Source organism: Bacillus sp. FSL E2-0195 (assembly GCF_038003645.1).
GTDB classification, from domain to species: Bacteria; Bacillota; Bacilli; order Bacillales; family Bacillaceae_G; genus Bacillus_A; species Bacillus_A mycoides.
In genome coordinates this window covers 3735316-3752054 of the sequence record NZ_JBBOPN010000001.1, presented here as the reverse complement: position 1 = coordinate 3752054, position 16739 = coordinate 3735316, and the positions used below count along the sequence as shown (strand labels likewise).

16 protein-coding genes are annotated in these 16739 nt (G+C 37.9%); all 16 read left to right on the top strand.

Features of this window, described 5'->3' with window-relative positions; all coding sequences use genetic code 11:
- Positions 1-66: 66 nt before the first annotated feature.
- The 16 genes from sucC to dxr all read left to right on the top strand — a co-directional run bounded on the left by sucC (position 67) and on the right by dxr (position 16722).
- On the top strand, positions 67-1227 hold the full coding sequence (gene sucC / locus MHH59_RS19190; RefSeq protein WP_002014529.1) for an ADP-forming succinate--CoA ligase subunit beta: 1161 nt from the start codon (positions 67-69) through the stop codon (positions 1225-1227).
- Between the two features lie 19 nt (positions 1228-1246).
- Complete coding sequence (gene sucD / locus MHH59_RS19185; protein WP_002033796.1) at positions 1247-2149, top strand: succinate--CoA ligase subunit alpha; 903 nt, start codon at positions 1247-1249, stop codon at positions 2147-2149.
- An 88-nt stretch (positions 2150-2237) separates the two neighbouring features.
- A complete protein-coding gene (dprA, locus tag MHH59_RS19180) occupies positions 2238-3107 on the top strand; it encodes a DNA-processing protein DprA (RefSeq protein ID WP_002167750.1) in 870 nt (289 codons plus the stop codon).
- Between the two features lie 144 nt (positions 3108-3251).
- Positions 3252-5330 (top strand): type I DNA topoisomerase, encoded by a 2079-nt coding sequence (topA, locus tag MHH59_RS19175; RefSeq protein ID WP_002088184.1) that lies wholly within the window; start codon positions 3252-3254, stop codon positions 5328-5330.
- Positions 5331-5378: 48 nt separating this feature from the next.
- Positions 5379-6683, top strand: coding sequence for an FADH(2)-oxidizing methylenetetrahydrofolate--tRNA-(uracil(54)-C(5))-methyltransferase TrmFO (gene trmFO / locus MHH59_RS19170; protein ID WP_002066796.1), 1305 nt, complete (start codon positions 5379-5381; stop codon positions 6681-6683).
- A gap of 71 nt (positions 6684-6754) precedes the next feature.
- Positions 6755-7654, top strand: a complete 900-nt coding sequence (gene xerC, locus MHH59_RS19165; RefSeq protein WP_078175468.1) for a tyrosine recombinase XerC — start codon at positions 6755-6757, stop codon at positions 7652-7654.
- Between the two features lie 42 nt (positions 7655-7696).
- On the top strand, positions 7697-8239 hold the full coding sequence (hslV, locus tag MHH59_RS19160; protein WP_002014538.1) for an ATP-dependent protease proteolytic subunit HslV: 543 nt from the start codon (positions 7697-7699) through the stop codon (positions 8237-8239).
- A gap of 22 nt (positions 8240-8261) precedes the next feature.
- Positions 8262-9653, top strand: coding sequence for an ATP-dependent protease ATPase subunit HslU (hslU, locus tag MHH59_RS19155; RefSeq protein WP_340852126.1), 1392 nt, complete (start codon positions 8262-8264; stop codon positions 9651-9653).
- Between the two features lie 77 nt (positions 9654-9730).
- On the top strand, positions 9731-10510 hold the full coding sequence (gene codY, locus MHH59_RS19150; protein WP_002014541.1) for a GTP-sensing pleiotropic transcriptional regulator CodY: 780 nt from the start codon (positions 9731-9733) through the stop codon (positions 10508-10510).
- Positions 10511-10863: 353 nt separating this feature from the next.
- Positions 10864-11565, top strand: a complete 702-nt coding sequence (gene rpsB, locus MHH59_RS19145; protein ID WP_002185070.1) for a 30S ribosomal protein S2 — start codon at positions 10864-10866, stop codon at positions 11563-11565.
- 82 nt (positions 11566-11647) lie between these two features.
- The gene (gene tsf / locus MHH59_RS19140; RefSeq protein ID WP_002088177.1) at positions 11648-12535 is read left to right on the top strand and encodes a translation elongation factor Ts; all 888 of its coding nucleotides are present in this window, start codon (positions 11648-11650) and stop codon (positions 12533-12535) included.
- 66 nt (positions 12536-12601) lie between these two features.
- Positions 12602-13324: a UMP kinase gene (gene pyrH / locus MHH59_RS19135; protein WP_002014544.1), complete on the top strand. Its 723-nt coding sequence runs from the start codon at positions 12602-12604 to the stop codon at positions 13322-13324.
- A gap of 3 nt (positions 13325-13327) precedes the next feature.
- A complete protein-coding gene (gene frr / locus MHH59_RS19130; protein ID WP_000531506.1) occupies positions 13328-13885 on the top strand; it encodes a ribosome recycling factor in 558 nt (185 codons plus the stop codon).
- 85 nt (positions 13886-13970) lie between these two features.
- Positions 13971-14747 carry an isoprenyl transferase gene (locus MHH59_RS19125; RefSeq protein ID WP_002014545.1) on the top strand — a complete coding sequence of 259 codons (777 nt, stop codon included), beginning with the start codon at positions 13971-13973 and terminating at the stop codon, positions 14745-14747.
- Positions 14748-14764: 17 nt separating this feature from the next.
- Positions 14765-15556, top strand: coding sequence for a phosphatidate cytidylyltransferase (cdsA, locus tag MHH59_RS19120; RefSeq protein ID WP_340852123.1), 792 nt, complete (start codon positions 14765-14767; stop codon positions 15554-15556).
- A gap of 23 nt (positions 15557-15579) precedes the next feature.
- Positions 15580-16722, top strand: coding sequence for a 1-deoxy-D-xylulose-5-phosphate reductoisomerase (gene dxr, locus MHH59_RS19115; RefSeq protein WP_002014547.1), 1143 nt, complete (start codon positions 15580-15582; stop codon positions 16720-16722).
- The last annotated feature ends 17 nt before the right edge of the window (positions 16723-16739 follow it).

The window sequence follows — 16739 nt, the reverse complement described above, 5'->3', positions numbered from 1 at the left end:
ATGTAATGTTTTTTAAACATTAAAAAACTTTTCGAGTAAAACAGGAAAACAGGGGAGGATGGGACCATGAATATCCATGAGTACCAAGGTAAGGCAGTCCTTAGAAGCTATGGGGTTAGCGTTCCGAACGGGAAGGTTGCATTTACAGTAGAAGAAGCTGTAGAAGCAGCGAAAGAATTAGGAACGGAAGTATGTGTAGTTAAAGCGCAAATTCACGCTGGTGGACGCGGCAAAGCTGGCGGTGTAAAAGTTGCGAAAAATTTAGAAGAAGTTCGTACATATGCAGAAAGCATTTTAGGAACTACACTTGTGACGCATCAAACAGGTCCTGAAGGTAAGGAAGTAAAGCGCTTACTTATTGAAGAAGGTTGCGATATTAAAAAAGAATATTATGTAGGTCTTGTATTAGATCGTGCAACTTCTCAAGTTGTTTTAATGGCATCTGAAGAAGGTGGAACAGAAATTGAAGAAGTAGCAGAAAAAACGCCTGAAAAAATCTTTAAAGAATATATTGATCCAGCAGTAGGTTTACAAGGTTTCCAAGCGCGTAGAATCGCGTTTAACATCAATATTCCAAAAGAACTTGTAGGACAAGCTGTGAAGTTTATGATGGGCTTATACAGTGCGTTTATCGAAAAAGATTGCTCTATCGCTGAGATTAATCCACTTGTTACAACAGGTGACGGTAAAGTTATGGCGTTAGATGCAAAATTAAACTTTGATTCTAATGCGTTATATCGCAATAAAGATATTTTAGAACTTCGTGATCTTGAAGAAGAAGATTCAAAAGAAATTGAAGCTTCTAAATATGACTTAAACTACATTCCTTTAGATGGAAATATCGGTTGTATGGTTAATGGTGCAGGTTTAGCAATGGCTACAATGGATATCATTAAACATTACCATGGTGACCCAGCTAACTTCTTAGATGTTGGTGGCGGCGCAACAGCTGAAAAAGTTACAGAAGCATTCAAAATTATCCTTTCTGACAAAAATGTAAAAGGTATCTTCGTTAACATTTTTGGTGGCATTATGAAGTGTGATGTTATCGCAGAAGGTGTTATTGAAGCGACGAAGCAGGTAGGTCTTGAGTTGCCTTTAGTTGTACGTCTTGAAGGTACAAACGTAGAGCTAGGAAAGAAAATTTTAAATGAGTCTGGTTTAAATATTGTTGCAGCAGAATCTATGGCAGACGGTGCACAAAAAATTGTTTCACTAGTGGGCTAATAGAAAGCGGGGGAGAAAAATGAGCGTATTAGTTAATAAAGATACAAAAGTTATTGTTCAAGGTATTACAGGTTCTCAAGGGTTATTCCATACAAAGCAAATGATTGAATACGGTACGAAAATTGTAGGTGGTGTAACACCAGGTAAAGGTGGCACTGATATTGAAGGCGTACCAGTATTTGATACAGTAGAAGATGCTGTGAAAGCAACAGGCGCAAACGCTTCAGTTGTATACGTTCCACCCGCTTTTGCGGCTGATGCAATTATGGAAGCTGTTGATGCAAAGGTTGATTTAGTAGTATGTATTACTGAAGGAATCCCTGTATTAGATATGGTAAACGTAAAGAGATATATGGCGGGTAAACATACACGTTTACTTGGACCAAACTGCCCTGGTGTCATTACACCTGACGAATGTAAAATTGGTATTATGCCAGGATATATTCACAAAAAAGGTCATGTTGGTATCGTATCTCGCTCTGGTACATTAACGTATGAAGCTGTACATCAGTTAACGCAAGAAGGTATTGGCCAATCTACTGCTGTAGGTATCGGGGGAGACCCTGTTAACGGTACGGACTTTATTGATGCGTTAAAAGCATTTAATGAAGATGAAGAAACGCATGCTGTAATTATGATTGGTGAAATCGGCGGTACGGCAGAAGAAGAAGCAGCAGAATGGGTACAAGCTAATATGACAAAACCAGTTGTAGGCTTCATTGGTGGTCAAACAGCGCCTGAAGGCAAACGTATGGGTCATGCTGGGGCGATCATTTCTGGCGGCAAAGGAACTGCTGCTGAAAAGATTAAAACAATGGAAGCTTGTGGTATTAAAGTAGCGGAAACACCAGCTGTTATGGGTGAAACATTAATCTCTGTTTTAAAAGAAAAGGGATTATTTGAGACTTGTAAAAACTACTAATCTTTTTGAAAGACACCTTCTTATTAGAGGGTGTCTTTTTACACATTTTTTGTTTACATAATAAAAATTATGGGTAAGGAGAATTGAGATGAAAAGAGAACGTTTATTGCACCTTCATTACATGTTGGCGGATCATTGGAAGGCGATGGAGAGACTACTATATGTTGATCCAGAACTGAAGGGAATATACACTTTTAGTCCGGAACAATTTGAATATTACGCTGGAATATCCTCGGAAAAATCTTTAGAACTAGTAAATTTTCTTCAAATTTCAAATCTCCAACAATATGTATCCCAGTTAGAAAAAAAGAGAATATTTTATATAACAATATGGGATAAGGACTATCCACAATTACTGCGAGAAATACAAGATCCCCCTTTTGTTTTATACGGAAAAGGAGAAAGAGATTTTCTAAATAAAGTAAATAAATTAGCGATTGTTGGAACGAGAGAACCGTCTTTATATGGAAAGGAGAGTATGAAGTTTATTTTACAACCTTTACTTGAAAAAGAATGGCTTATTGTTAGTGGGTTTGCAAGAGGGATAGATACAATTGCTCATGAAGTTACAGTAAGGCAGCATTGCCCGACCATTGCAATATTAGGACACGGATTATCTTATATGTATCCAAAGGAGAATAGAGGTTTGTATGACACGTGGAAAGATTATATATTGTTATTGACAGAGTATCCGCCTCATTATGTGCCGAAAAAATGGTATTTCCCAAAAAGAAATCGAATTATTAGCGGTATAAGTAAAGGTGTTTTAGTTGTAGAAGCAAAAACGAGAAGTGGATCCCTTATTACTGCAGACCTTGCGCTAGAACAAAATAGAGAGGTGTTTGCGCTTCCTGGACCTATATTTATAGAGAGTGCAGCGGGAACGAATCATCTAATTCAACAAGGCGCAAAGCTAGTAAGAAATGCGGAGGATATCCTTGAAGAAATTTTAAATTAACCATATATTTTTATGTTTTTATTAAACAATTATTGACAAATGGTAGATTGTCGCTGTATGGTATATTCATTCTTGATTGACAAAAACAAGAGAAATCAATAAGATTGATGAAGACTTGAATCCACCTCTTAAGGAGGCACTAGCATGTCAGATTACCTCGTAATCGTGGAGTCGCCTTCTAAGGCGAAGACCATTGAAAAATATTTAGGGAAAAAATACAAAGTCGTCGCGTCCATGGGACATGTCCGCGATTTACCTAAAAGCCAAATGGGGATAGAAGTAAAGAATAACTTCACCCCGAAGTATATTACCATTCGTGGTAAGGGTCCCGTTTTAAAAGATTTAAAATCAGCGGCAAAAAAAGCAAAGAAAGTCTATCTCGCGGCCGATCCGGATCGTGAAGGAGAAGCAATTGCTTGGCATTTAGCAAATACGTTAAATGTGGACGTGGAATCAGATTGCCGAGTTGTATTTAATGAGATTACAAAAGATGCAATAAAAGAATCATTTAAATATCCTCGTGCAATTAATATGGATTTAGTAGATGCACAACAGGCAAGACGTATACTCGATCGTCTTGTTGGTTACAATATTAGTCCTTTATTATGGAAGAAAGTAAAAAAAGGATTAAGTGCAGGACGCGTACAATCTGTAGCAGTTCGTTTAATCATCGAACGTGAAAAAGAAATTCAAAGTTTTGAACCTGAAGAATTCTGGACAATTAAAACAGAATTTGTGAAAGGGAAAGACACATTTGAAGCAAGCTTTTACGGTGTAGATGGTGAAAAAGTTCAATTAACGAACGAAGCACAAGTGAACGAAATAATCGAAAAGATGAAAGACAATGCGTTTTCGGTTGAAAATGTAACGCGAAAAGAGCGAAAGCGTAACCCTGCATTACCGTTTACAACATCTTCCTTGCAACAAGAGGCAGCGCGTAAGTTAAATATGCGAGCAAAGAAAACAATGATGCTTGCACAGCAGCTGTATGAAGGGATAGATCTTGGAAAACAAGGGACTGTAGGTCTTATTACGTATATGAGAACTGATTCAACACGTATCTCAGAAACAGCTCAAACAGAGGCTCGTGATTACATTACTGAGGCGTTTGGTGCGGAATACATAGGAACAGAGAAGAGGAAAGAAACGAAAAAGTCGAAAGCACAAGATGCGCATGAGGCGATTCGTCCTACTTCGGTAATGAGAAAGCCAGAGGAACTAAAAAGTTTCTTAAGTCGTGATCAACTCCGTTTGTATAAACTGATTTGGGAGCGATTTGTTGCAAGTCAAATGGCATCTGCTATAATGGATACTGTTACAGCGAAACTCATTAATAACAATGTTCAGTTCCGTGCAAGTGGATCAGTTGTAAAGTTCCCAGGATTTATGAAAGTGTACGTAGAGTCGAAAGATGATGGTGCGGAAGAAAAGGATAAGATGTTGCCACCGTTAGAAGTAGGTGAAACTGTATTTTCAAAAGATATAGAACCAAAGCAACATTACACACAGCCTCCGCCGCGTTATACAGAGGCTCGTCTAGTAAGAACACTTGAAGAGCTTGGAATTGGGAGACCGTCTACTTATGTACCGACACTTGAAACAATCCAAAAACGAGGATACGTTGCTTTAGATAATAAACGCTTCGTTCCGACTGAGCTTGGTGGAATAGTAATCGAACTTATTTTAGAGTTTTTCCCAGAAATTATTAACATTGAATTTACTGCCAATATGGAGCAAAGCCTTGATGAAGTAGAAGAAGGAAATGCAAATTGGGTGAAAATTGTTGATGATTTCTACGTAGGATTTGAACCGCGCTTAGAAAAAGCGGAAAAAGAAATGCGTGAAGTGGAAATTAAAGATGAACCAGCTGGGGAAGACTGTGAATTATGTAGTCACCCGATGGTCTTTAAAATGGGTAAATATGGGAAGTTTATGGCTTGTTCAAATTTCCCGGAATGTCGTAATACAAAACCGATTGTAAAAGAAATCGGTGTTACTTGTCCGAAGTGTGATAAAGGGCAAATTATTGAACGCCGTAGTAATAAAAAGAAACGCCTTTTCTACGGATGCGGTACGTATCCAGAATGTGACTTTGTATCTTGGGATAAGCCGATTGGTCGTAAATGTCCGAAGTGTGAAGGTATGCTCGTAGAGAAAAAGTTAAAAAAAGGCGTGCAAGTACAATGTATTTCGTGTGATTATGAAGAAGAACAACAAATGTGAGCGTAACTGCTCACATTTTTTTCGGGAAGAAAAGGAAAGGTGATATATATGACAACACAAGTAGTAAACGTCATTGGCGCAGGTCTTGCAGGAAGCGAAGCAGCTTACCAAATTGCAAAGCGTGGTGTCCAAGTAAAATTATATGAAATGAGACCAGTAAGGCAAACACCAGCTCATCATACAGATAAATTTGCTGAATTAGTATGTAGTAACTCACTTCGTGCAAACACATTAACAAATGCTGTTGGTGTTATTAAAGAAGAAATGCGTCTAATGGATTCTGTCATTATTCGTGCAGCCGATGAGTGCTCTGTACCAGCAGGAGGTGCTTTAGCTGTAGACCGTCATGAATTCGCGGCGAAAGTGACTGAATATGTGAAAAATCATCCGAACGTAACTGTAATGAATGAGGAAATCACTGAAATTCCAGAGGGACCAACTGTTATTGCGACAGGTCCACTTACGTCTCCTGATCTTTCTGCACAATTAAAAAAACTAACAGGTGAAGATTATTTTTATTTCTATGATGCTGCCGCGCCAATCGTTGAGAAAGACAGCATTGACATGAATAAAGTATATTTAAAATCCCGTTATGATAAAGGTGAAGCGGCATATTTAAACTGTCCAATGACAGAAGAAGAGTTTGATCGTTTTTATGAGGCTTTAATTGCTGCTGAGACAGTGCCTTTAAAAGAATTTGAAAAAGAAATTTTCTTTGAAGGTTGTATGCCAGTAGAAGTTATGGCAAGTAGAGGAAGACAGACGTTAGTATTTGGGCCGATGAAGCCTGTTGGGTTAGAAGATCCGAAAACAGGGAAAACACCGTATGCGGTTGTTCAGTTACGTCAAGATGATGCAGCAGGAACATTATACAATATTGTAGGCTTCCAAACACATTTAAAGTGGGGGCCACAAAAAGAAGTGTTACAGCTAATTCCAGGACTAGAAAACGCAGAGATTGTACGTTATGGTGTAATGCATCGTAATACGTTTATTAATTCGCCTAATTTGCTTCGTCCAACATATCAATATAAACAACGTGATGATTTATTCTTCGCTGGTCAAATGACTGGTGTAGAGGGTTATGTTGAATCAGCAGCATCAGGATTATTAGCGGGTATTAACGCTGCTCGACTTGTACAAGGTGAAGAGCCAGTTGTATTACCACCTGTAACTGCAATGGGAAGTATGGCAAATTATATTACTGCGACAAATGCGAAAAACTTCCAGCCAATGAATGCAAACTTCGGTTTATTTACACCGTTAGAGAAGAAAATTAAAAAGAAACAAGAGCGAAATGAAGCATATGCTACACGCGCTTTGGAAACAATTCAAAATTTTGTAAATATTTAATTAAATTTCTTGCAAAGGCTACTAAGTTGTGATACGATTTAGTAGCCTTTATTGAGGTGAATTATATGGATGTGAATGTGAAGAAATTGTTACAATTATTCGTTGGATATTTACAAATTGAAAGAAATTATTCAAAATATACAATTGCAAGTTATCAAAATGATTTAGAACATTTTGTGCAATTTATGGAGCGAGAAGGCATATCCTCTTTTTTAGATGTTACATACGCGGATGTTCGTTTATACTTGACGACGTTGCACGATCAGAAGTTAGCCCGTAAATCTGTCGCAAGGAAAGTATCAAGCTTACGAAGTTTATATCGTTTTTTGATGCGTGAAGGTTATCAAAAAGATAATCCGTTTGCACTTGCGTCACTTCCCAAGAAAGAATTGTCAATCCCAAAGTTTTTATATGCTGAAGAGTTAGAGGAATTGTTTGAAGTTTCTGATACAGGGGCACCATTAGGTCAAAGGAATCAAGCTTTATTAGAGTTGATGTATGCAACTGGGATTCGTGTAAGCGAATGCGTTAATTTGCAACTTACCGACATTGACTTTGCAGTGGGAACAATTTTAGTGATGGGAAAAGGGAAAAAACAAAGATATATTCCGTTCGGAAGCTATGCACAAGATGCTTTAATTACTTATATAGAGAACGGGAGAAAACAGTTAGCTCAAAAGACTGAAGAACAATCTCATATGGTATTTTTAAATGCGAAAGGTAAGCCGTTAACAGATCAGGGTGTACGTTATGTTTTGAACGAACTCATTAAGAAAGCTTCACTTACAATGCGGATAAGTCCCCATATGTTAAGGCATACATTTGCTACACATATGTTGGATGAAGGAGCGGATTTACGTACTGTGCAGGAGCTATTAGGTCATGAGAATTTGTCAACCACACAAATTTATACGCATGTCTCTAAAGAAAGATTGCGTTCTGTGTACATGAAGCATCACCCGCGGGCATAAATTGCTTTTAAGGCTATAAAAACATATAAAGGAGTTTTTTCTATGGGAAATTTCCACGCTACAACGATATTTGCAGTTCATCATAATGGAGAATGTGCAATGGCTGGAGATGGTCAGGTAACGATGGGGAATGCTGTTGTAATGAAACATACAGCTCGCAAAGTTCGCAAACTTTTCCAAGGGAAGGTTTTAGCTGGTTTTGCAGGATCAGTTGCTGATGCATTTACTCTTTTTGAAATGTTTGAAGGAAAATTAGAAGAGTATAATGGCAATTTGCAGCGCGCTGCAGTTGAGATGGCGAAACAATGGCGTGGTGATAAAATGCTACGTCAGCTAGAAGCAATGCTCATTGTCATGGATAAAACAACGATGCTCCTTGTTTCAGGTACAGGAGAAGTGATTGAACCAGATGATGGTATTTTAGCAATTGGTTCAGGCGGACATTATGCACTTGCTGCTGGTCGTGCTTTAAAGCAACATGCAAGTGAACATTTAACAGCGAAACAAATTGCGAAGGCCAGTTTAGAAATTGCAGGCGATATTTGTGTTTATACGAACCACAACATAATTGTTGAAGAATTGTAGAATCGTAAGGGAGGCATTTTATATGCATTTACATTTTACTCCGCGTCAAATTGTGGAAAAATTAGATCAATACATCATCGGTCAAAAAGATGCAAAGAAAGCGGTTGCTGTAGCTCTACGAAATCGATACCGTCGCAGTAAATTAGTTGAAAATTTACGTGATGAAATTGCACCTAAAAACATTTTAATGATTGGACCGACAGGTGTTGGTAAAACAGAGGTAGCACGGCGAATGGCGAAACTCGTTGGAGCACCTTTTATTAAGGTTGAAGCGACGAAATTTACAGAAGTTGGATATGTGGGTCGAGATGTAGAGTCGATGGTCCGCGACCTTGTTGAAACGTCTGTTCGCATTGTGAAAGAGGAAATGGTAGTTAAAGTTCAAGATAAAGCAGAAGAGCAAGCGAATCAACGTCTTGTTGAAATTTTAGTGCCGATTCCGGAGAAACAATCTGGATTTAAAAATCCATTAGAAATGCTTTTTGGTGGTAATCAAAATTCAAACCAAACATCTGATGCACAGGAAGATGATGAAATCGAAAAGAAACGTCAAGATGTGGAAAGAAAGCTTGCGGCAGGCCTTCTTGAAGATGAAGTGATATCGATCGAAGTGACGGAACAACAGTCTTCTATGTTTGATATGTTGCAAGGAACTGGCATGGAGCAAATGGGAATGAATTTCCAAGATGCACTAGGAAGTATCATGCCGAAAAAAACGAAAAAACGTAAACTTTCTGTAAAAGAAGCAAGAAAACTCTTGACAAATGAAGAGGCACAGCGCTTAATTGATATGGATGAAGTTACACAAGAGGCTGTTTATCGTGCTGAACAGCTCGGGATTATTTTTATCGATGAAATTGACAAAATTGCTGGTAAGCAGTCGAATAGCGTAGATGTATCGCGTGAAGGTGTGCAACGTGACATTTTACCGATTGTAGAAGGGTCGAATGTAGCAACGAAATACGGATCAGTAAAAACGGATTATATTTTATTTGTTGCAGCTGGAGCGTTCCATATGTCTAAACCGTCGGATTTAATTCCGGAATTGCAAGGGAGATTTCCGATTCGAGTAGAATTAACAAAATTATCGGCGGATGATTTTGTTAAAATATTAATCGAGCCTGACAATGCGCTAATTAAACAGTACACGGCGTTATTAGCGACTGAAGGTATAGAAATTGAATTTTCAGACGAAGCTATTCGTAAGATTGCTGAGATTGCTTATCAAGTTAATCAGGATACAGATAATATTGGAGCGAGAAGACTTCATACTGTTATGGAGAAGCTCCTTGAAGATTTATCGTTTGAGGCATCTGAAATTACGTTAGAGAAAATAACGATAACACCTCAATATGTTGAGGAAAAATTAGCGACAATAGCTAAAAATAAAGATGTGAGCCAGTTTATTTTGTAATAGTGTCATCAGGTGACTCGCCCTAGTTTCCAAGTGATGAAAAAATATGTAAGTAACATGTAGGAGGAAATTTTGAAATGGAATTATTAGCAAAAACGAGAAAATTAAATGCGTTATTACAGAGCGCAGCAGGAAAGCCTGTAAACTTTAGAGAGATGTCTGACACAATGTGTGAAGTAATTGAAGCGAACGTGTTCGTTGTAAGTCGTCGCGGTAAATTATTAGGATATGCGATTCACCAACAAATCGAAAACGAACGTATGAAGCACATGCTTGCAGAGCGTCAATTCCCAGAAGAGTATACGCAAAGTTTATTCAATGTTACAGAAACATCTTCAAATTTAGGTGTGGATAGTGACTACACAGCATTCCCGGTAGAAAATAGAGAATTATTCGGTCAAGGTTTAACTACAATCGTACCAATCGTTGGTGGAGGTGAGCGTCTAGGTACACTAGTATTAGCTCGTCTTGGTCAAGAGTTCTTAGACGATGATTTAATTCTTGCTGAATACAGCTCAACTGTTGTAGGTATGGAAATCTTACGTGAAAAAGCAGAAGAAATCGAAGAGGAAGCACGTAGTAAAGCTGTTGTTCAAATGGCGATTAGCTCATTATCTTACAGTGAGTTAGAAGCAATCGAGCATATCTTCGAAGAATTAAATGGAACAGAAGGTTTACTTGTTGCAAGTAAAATTGCTGATCGCGTCGGAATTACTCGTTCGGTAATCGTAAATGCACTACGTAAATTAGAAAGTGCTGGTGTTATTGAGTCTCGCTCTTTAGGTATGAAAGGAACATACATTAAAGTGCTAAACGACAAGTTTCTACAGGAACTTGCTAAATTAAAAACAAACTAATTTATAAAAAAACTCTCCTCGCTTGAGGAGAGTTTTTTGTTTTTTTAAGTGAATGATTTTGCTTACGTAAGGCGTCATGACAACATTCATTAGAAAACTATTAATTAACCTTCAATTCCTTGCTTAAAGGAATTGAAGGTTGGTAATACTAGAATTTGAGCGTGAAAAAAAGAAAGTTTTACATTGTTCGCATTTTCGACTTGATTGTAATATTTCAGTATGATATAGTAAGCAGTGGTGTCAGTACAAAGTACACACGTTTACTGATTTAAGTGTTGGTGCTACGTTCGTAGTTTCGCTTAGAGATGAAGTAAACGGAGGATATCAAAAAACCATTTAGGAGGAACTAAATTATGTCAGTAATTTCTATGAAACAATTGCTTGAAGCTGGTGTTCATTTCGGACATCAAACTCGTCGTTGGAACCCAAAAATGAAGCGTTACATCTTCACAGAGCGTAACGGTATCTACATCATCGACTTACAAAAAACTGTGAAAAAAGTTGAGGAAGCTTACAGAACGATGCGTGACATCGCTGCTGAAGGTGGAGACATTTTATTCGTAGGTACTAAAAAACAAGCACAAGAAGCTATTAAAGAAGAAGCAACTCGTGCTGGTATGTACTTCGTTAACCAACGTTGGTTAGGTGGAACTTTAACAAACTTCCAAACAATCCAAAAGCGTATCAAGCGTCTTAAAGATATCGAAAGAATGCAAGAAGATGGTACTTTCGAAGTACTTCCTAAGAAAGAAGTTGTTCAACTTAAAAAAGAGTTAGAGCGTCTTGAGAAATTCTTAGGCGGTATTAAAGATATGAAAGGTCTTCCAAGTGCATTATTCGTAGTAGACCCTCGTAAAGAGCGTATTGCAGTTGCTGAAGCGCGCAAATTACACATTCCAATCATCGGTATCGTTGATACAAACTGTGATCCAGACGAAATCGATCACGTTATCCCAGCAAACGATGATGCAATTCGTGCTGTAAAACTTCTTACATCTAAAATGGCAGACGCGATCCTTGAATCAAAACAAGGTGAAGAAACTGTTACTGCGTAACAAATTTGGAAAGGTGATAAGGGGTTCGGCCTTTTATCACCTTTTTTAAGGTATAAATACATATTTTAGGAGGATGAAAAACATGGCAATCACTGCACAAATGGTAAAAGAACTTCGTGAAAAAACTGGCGCAGGTATGATGGACTGCAAAAAAGCTTTAACAGAAACTAACGGCGACATGGAGAAAGCAATTGACTTCTTACGTGAAAAAGGTATTGCGAAAGCTGCTAAAAAAGCAGACCGCATCGCTGCTGAAGGTTTAACTTTCATCGAAACAAACGGTAACGAAGGTTTAATCTTAGAATTAAACTCTGAGACTGATTTCGTTGCGAAAAACGAAGGTTTCCAAGCGTTAATTAAAGAATTAGCTGCTCACTTATTAGCTAACAAACCTGCTAACGTTGAAGAAGCTATGGCTCAAACAATCGAAGGCGGCAAAACAGTAGAAGAGCACATCAACGAAGCAATCGCTAAAATTGGTGAAAAACTTACACTTCGTCGTTTCGAAATCGTATCAAAAACTGATGCTGATGCATTCGGCGCTTACCTACACATGGGTGGACGTATTGGTGTATTAACAGTTCTTGAAGGTTCTACTGATGAAGCAGCTGCTAAAGATGTAGCAATGCACATCGCAGCAGTTAACCCTAAATACATCGACCGCGATGCTGTAACAGCTGAAGAAGTTGAGCATGAGCGTCAAGTATTAACACAACAAGCTTTAAACGAAGGCAAGCCTGAAAAAATCGTTGCGAAAATGGTAGAAGGCCGTCTTGGCAAATTCTTTGAAGAGATTTGCTTACTTGACCAAACATTCGTTAAGAATCCTGACATGAAAGTTCGTCAATTCGTTGAGTCTAAAGGCGGAACATTAAAAGGATTCGTTCGCTACGCTGTTGGTGAAGGTATCGAAAAACGCGAAGACAACTTTGCTGAAGAAGTAATGAACCAAGTAAAAGGTAACAACTAATACAGATTAGGGAACACATTGTGTTCCCTTTTTTAAAATAAAGATGTAAGCAATTGGAGGTTCATTATGAGTAAACCGAAATATAATCGTGTCGTTTTAAAGCTGAGCGGAGAAGCTTTAGCTGGCGAGCAAGGATTTGGAATTAACCCAGCTGTTATTAAGTCAGTTGCGGAACAAGTGAAAGAAATTGCAGAACTTGATGTAGAGGTTGCAGTTGTTGTTGGTGGCGGTAACATTTGGCGTGGGAAAATTGGAAGCGAAATGGGCATGGATCGTGCAGGAGCAGATTACATGGGCATGTTAGCAACAGTTATGAATTCATTAGCTCTTCAAGATAGCTTAGAGAATATCGGAATTCAAACTCGCGTACAAACTTCAATTGAGATGCGTCAAGTGGCAGAGCCTTACATTCGTCGTAAAGCAATTCGTCACTTAGAGAAAAAACGTGTTGTTATCTTTGCTGCAGGTACAGGTAACCCATACTTCTCTACAGATACAACAGCAGCATTACGTGCAGCTGAAATCGAAGCGGACGTTATTTTAATGGCGAAAAATAATGTGGATGGCGTATATAGTGCAGATCCATCTATTGACCCAACAGCTACGAAATACGAAACACTTACTTACTTAGATGTATTAAAAGCAGGTTTAGGTGTAATGGATTCTACAGCTTCTTCTTTATGTATGGATAATGATATTTCATTAATTGTATTCTCGGTTATGGAAAAAGGTAACATTAAACGTGCCGTTTTAGGCGAAAATATTGGAACAGTTGTAAGGGGGAAATAAATTATGGGACAACAAGTATTGAAGTCTTCAAATGAAAAAATGGAAAAAGCAGTTGCTGCTTATTCTCGTGAATTAGCAACAGTTCGCGCTGGTCGTGCAAGCTCGTCTGTATTAGATAAGGTACAAGTTGATTACTATGGTGCACCAACACCAGTTGTGCAATTAGCGAACATTACAGTTCCAGAAGCACGTTTGCTTGTAATTCAACCTTATGATAAAACTTCTATCGGTGATATTGAAAAAGCAATTTTAAAAGCAGATTTAGGCTTAAACCCTTCTAATGATGGAACTGTAATTCGTATTGCATTCCCTGCATTAACAGAAGAGCGTCGTCGCGATCTTGTAAAAGTTGTGAAGAAATATGCTGAGGAAGCAAAAGTTGCTGTTCGTAACGTACGTCGTGACAGTAATGATGACCTTAAGAAGCTTGAAAAAGCTGGCGACATTACAGAAGATGATTTAAGAGGATATACTGAAGATATCCAAAAAGAAACAGATAAATATATTGCAAAAGTTGACGAAATCGCAAAAAACAAAGAAAAAGAAATTATGGAAGTGTAATAGCGATAATTTCGCAAATATGACCCTCTTCTTAAGGGGGTCTTTTTACACTTTTAGGCATACGTCTGCTTGTTGGAGGGTATGAATGATGTTTAAAAAGTTTCCTTTTTTTAAAAGTAAAAAGGTCACATCGTTTGATCATCTCATTGAAAAAGTGAAAAAAGGATATATCCCAGAACATATTGCTATTATTATGGATGGTAATGGAAGATGGGCAAAGAGAAGAGCCATGCCTCGCATTGCTGGTCATCATGAAGGTATGCAAGTTGTGAAGAAAATCACAAAATTTGCAAGTAAGCTTGATGTGAAAGTATTAACTCTTTATGCTTTTTCGACTGAGAACTGGAAAAGACCGAAAAAAGAAGTTGATTATTTGATGAAGCTTCCAGAAGAATTTTTAGGTGCATTTTTACCAGAGTTGATTGAAGAAAACGTACAAGTCCGAGTAATAGGGCAAAAAGATCGTCTTCCTACGCATACGCGCAGAGCGATGGAAAAAGCCATGGAAGATACGAAAGAGAATACGGGATTAATTCTTAATTTCGCGTTAAACTATGGAAGTCGAGATGAAATCGTTTCTGCTGTGCAACATATGATGAAAGATAGTGAGGAAGGAAAAATTCGTTCGGAAGAAATAAGTGAAGAAAAGATTTCTTCTTACTTAATGACGAGTTCTTTACCTGATCCAGAGTTGTTAATCCGTACAAGCGGAGAGCTACGTATTAGTAATTTCATGTTATGGCAAATTGCTTATTCGGAATTTTGGTTTACAGATGTGTATTGGCCAGATTTTACCGAGGAACATTTGCTAAATGCGATTACAGACTTTCAACATAGAGGGCGCAGATTCGGAGGCGTGTAGAAAGAGAGGGTTTGGTAGTGAAACAGAGAATTATTACTGGAGTGATTGCTGCCGCGCTATTCATTCCCATCGTAATTTACGGTGGCGTGCCTTTTACAGTTTTAGTGTATGCACTTGCTTCTATAGGTTTATATGAATTAATTCGTATGAACAAGCTTACGCTTATTTCGGTACCAACAGTTTTAGCTGCAGTATTATTGTGGATTATTTTAATTCCGAGTAGTGCATCAGAACTGTTTACGTGGATTGGGTTAGGTAAATTAGAAATCACATTTGTGATTGTTTTATTACTTTTATCATATACAGTCCTTTCTAAGAATACATTTACTTTTGACAATGCTTCATTTTTACTTATGGCAACGACATATGTTGGAATGGGATTCTTATATTTAAATGAAACGAGAATATTAGGAATCAAATATGTGTTCTGTGCACTATTTGTCATATGGGCAACTGATTCAGGTGCATATTTCATAGGAAAAGCATTTGGAAGAAGAAAATTATGGCCAGAAATTAGTCCGAATAAAACGATTGAAGGTTCATTAGGCGGTATTGTTTGTGGAATTGTTGTTGCACTTGTTTACAATATGTTCTTCCCAGTTGAAGCGAATGTAGGAGTTTTAATCGTTCTGACGATTATCATTTCTATTTTTGGACAAATTGGTGATTTAGTGCAATCTGCATTTAAACGCCATTATGGTGTAAAGGATTCAGGTACAATTTTACCTGGACATGGTGGTATTTTAGATCGAACAGATAGTTGGTTATTTGTGTTACCAATTCTATACTTCTTATTACAATACAATTAATAAATGAACGAGGGGTTGGAGTCATGAAAAACATTAGTTTACTAGGTGCAAGCGGATCAATCGGTACACAAACATTAGATGTGTTACGCTCGCACCCAGACCAATTCCGTCTCGTTGCTTTTTCTGTAGGGAAAAATGTTGATTATGCAGTAAAGGTAATTCAAGAATTTTCCCCGCAAATTGTCTCTGTGCAAAGAGAGGAAGATGTTTTAAAATTACAAGCTGTTTCTGGTAATACAAAAGTAGTATATGGTAGCGAAGGCTTATTAGAAGTAGCGCTGCACCCAGATACAGAAATTGTAGTGAATGCTGTTGTAGGTAGCGTAGGGTTGTTACCGACACTCCGCGCAATTGAGGCGAAAAAAACAATTGGAATTGCAAATAAAGAAACGTTAGTAACTGCAGGGCATCTTGTAATGGAAGCAGCACGAAAACATAATGTATCGTTACTTCCAGTAGACAGTGAACATTCAGCTATTTTTCAATGCTTGAATGGTGAAAATGAAAAAAGAATCTCTCGCTTAATTATAACTGCTTCAGGCGGAAGTTTTCGTGATAAAACGAGAGATGAATTGCATCAAGTGACCGTAGAAGATGCACTTCGTCATCCAAACTGGTCAATGGGTTCGAAAATTACAATTGATTCTGCTACAATGATGAATAAGGGGCTAGAAGTAATTGAAGCACACTGGCTTTTTGGTATCCCTTATGAGCAAATCGATGTTGTTCTACATAAAGAAAGTATTATTCATTCTATGGTTGAATTTGAAGATCGTAGTGTAATGGCACAGCTTGGCTCACCTGATATGCGAGTACCGATTCAATACGCGCTTACATATCCTGATAGATTGCCTCTTTCAGACACGAAACAGTTAAATTTATGGGAAATGGGAACATTGCATTTTGAGAAAATGAATCAAGAGCGTTTCCGTTGTCTACGTTTTGCGTATGAAGCTGGAAAGACAGGTGGAAGTATGCCGGCTGTAATGAACGCGGCAAATGAAGTAGCTGTTGAAGCTTTTTTACAAAAGAGAATTGGTTTCTTAACAGTGGAAGACCTCATTGAAAAAGCAATGCACCATCACACTGTCATTGCACGTCCGAGCTTAGAGGAAATTCAGGAAATTGACGCAGCCACAAGACGGTTTGTGATGGAACAAATTTAGCAAAGGTGGTTATGGAA

Excerpts from the sequence above, each read along its gene's own strand:
- sucC (WP_002014529.1), top strand. The coding sequence starts at position 67 with ATGAATATCCATGAGTACCAAGGTAAGGCAGTCCTTAGAAGCTATGGG.
- sucD (WP_002033796.1), top strand. The coding sequence starts at position 1,247 with ATGAGCGTATTAGTTAATAAAGATACAAAAGTTATTGTTCAAGGTATT.
- dprA (WP_002167750.1), top strand. The coding sequence starts at position 2,238 with ATGAAAAGAGAACGTTTATTGCACCTTCATTACATGTTGGCGGATCAT.
- topA (WP_002088184.1), top strand. The coding sequence starts at position 3,252 with ATGTCAGATTACCTCGTAATCGTGGAGTCGCCTTCTAAGGCGAAGACC.
- trmFO (WP_002066796.1), top strand. The coding sequence starts at position 5,379 with ATGACAACACAAGTAGTAAACGTCATTGGCGCAGGTCTTGCAGGAAGC.
- hslV (WP_002014538.1), top strand. The coding sequence starts at position 7,697 with ATGGGAAATTTCCACGCTACAACGATATTTGCAGTTCATCATAATGGA.
- hslU (WP_340852126.1), top strand. The coding sequence starts at position 8,262 with ATGCATTTACATTTTACTCCGCGTCAAATTGTGGAAAAATTAGATCAA.
- codY (WP_002014541.1), top strand. The coding sequence starts at position 9,731 with ATGGAATTATTAGCAAAAACGAGAAAATTAAATGCGTTATTACAGAGC.
- rpsB (WP_002185070.1), top strand. The coding sequence starts at position 10,864 with ATGTCAGTAATTTCTATGAAACAATTGCTTGAAGCTGGTGTTCATTTC.
- tsf (WP_002088177.1), top strand. The coding sequence starts at position 11,648 with ATGGCAATCACTGCACAAATGGTAAAAGAACTTCGTGAAAAAACTGGC.
- pyrH (WP_002014544.1), top strand. The coding sequence starts at position 12,602 with ATGAGTAAACCGAAATATAATCGTGTCGTTTTAAAGCTGAGCGGAGAA.
- frr (WP_000531506.1), top strand. The coding sequence starts at position 13,328 with ATGGGACAACAAGTATTGAAGTCTTCAAATGAAAAAATGGAAAAAGCA.
- MHH59_RS19125 (WP_002014545.1), top strand. The coding sequence starts at position 13,971 with ATGATGTTTAAAAAGTTTCCTTTTTTTAAAAGTAAAAAGGTCACATCG.
- dxr (WP_002014547.1), top strand. The coding sequence starts at position 15,580 with ATGAAAAACATTAGTTTACTAGGTGCAAGCGGATCAATCGGTACACAA.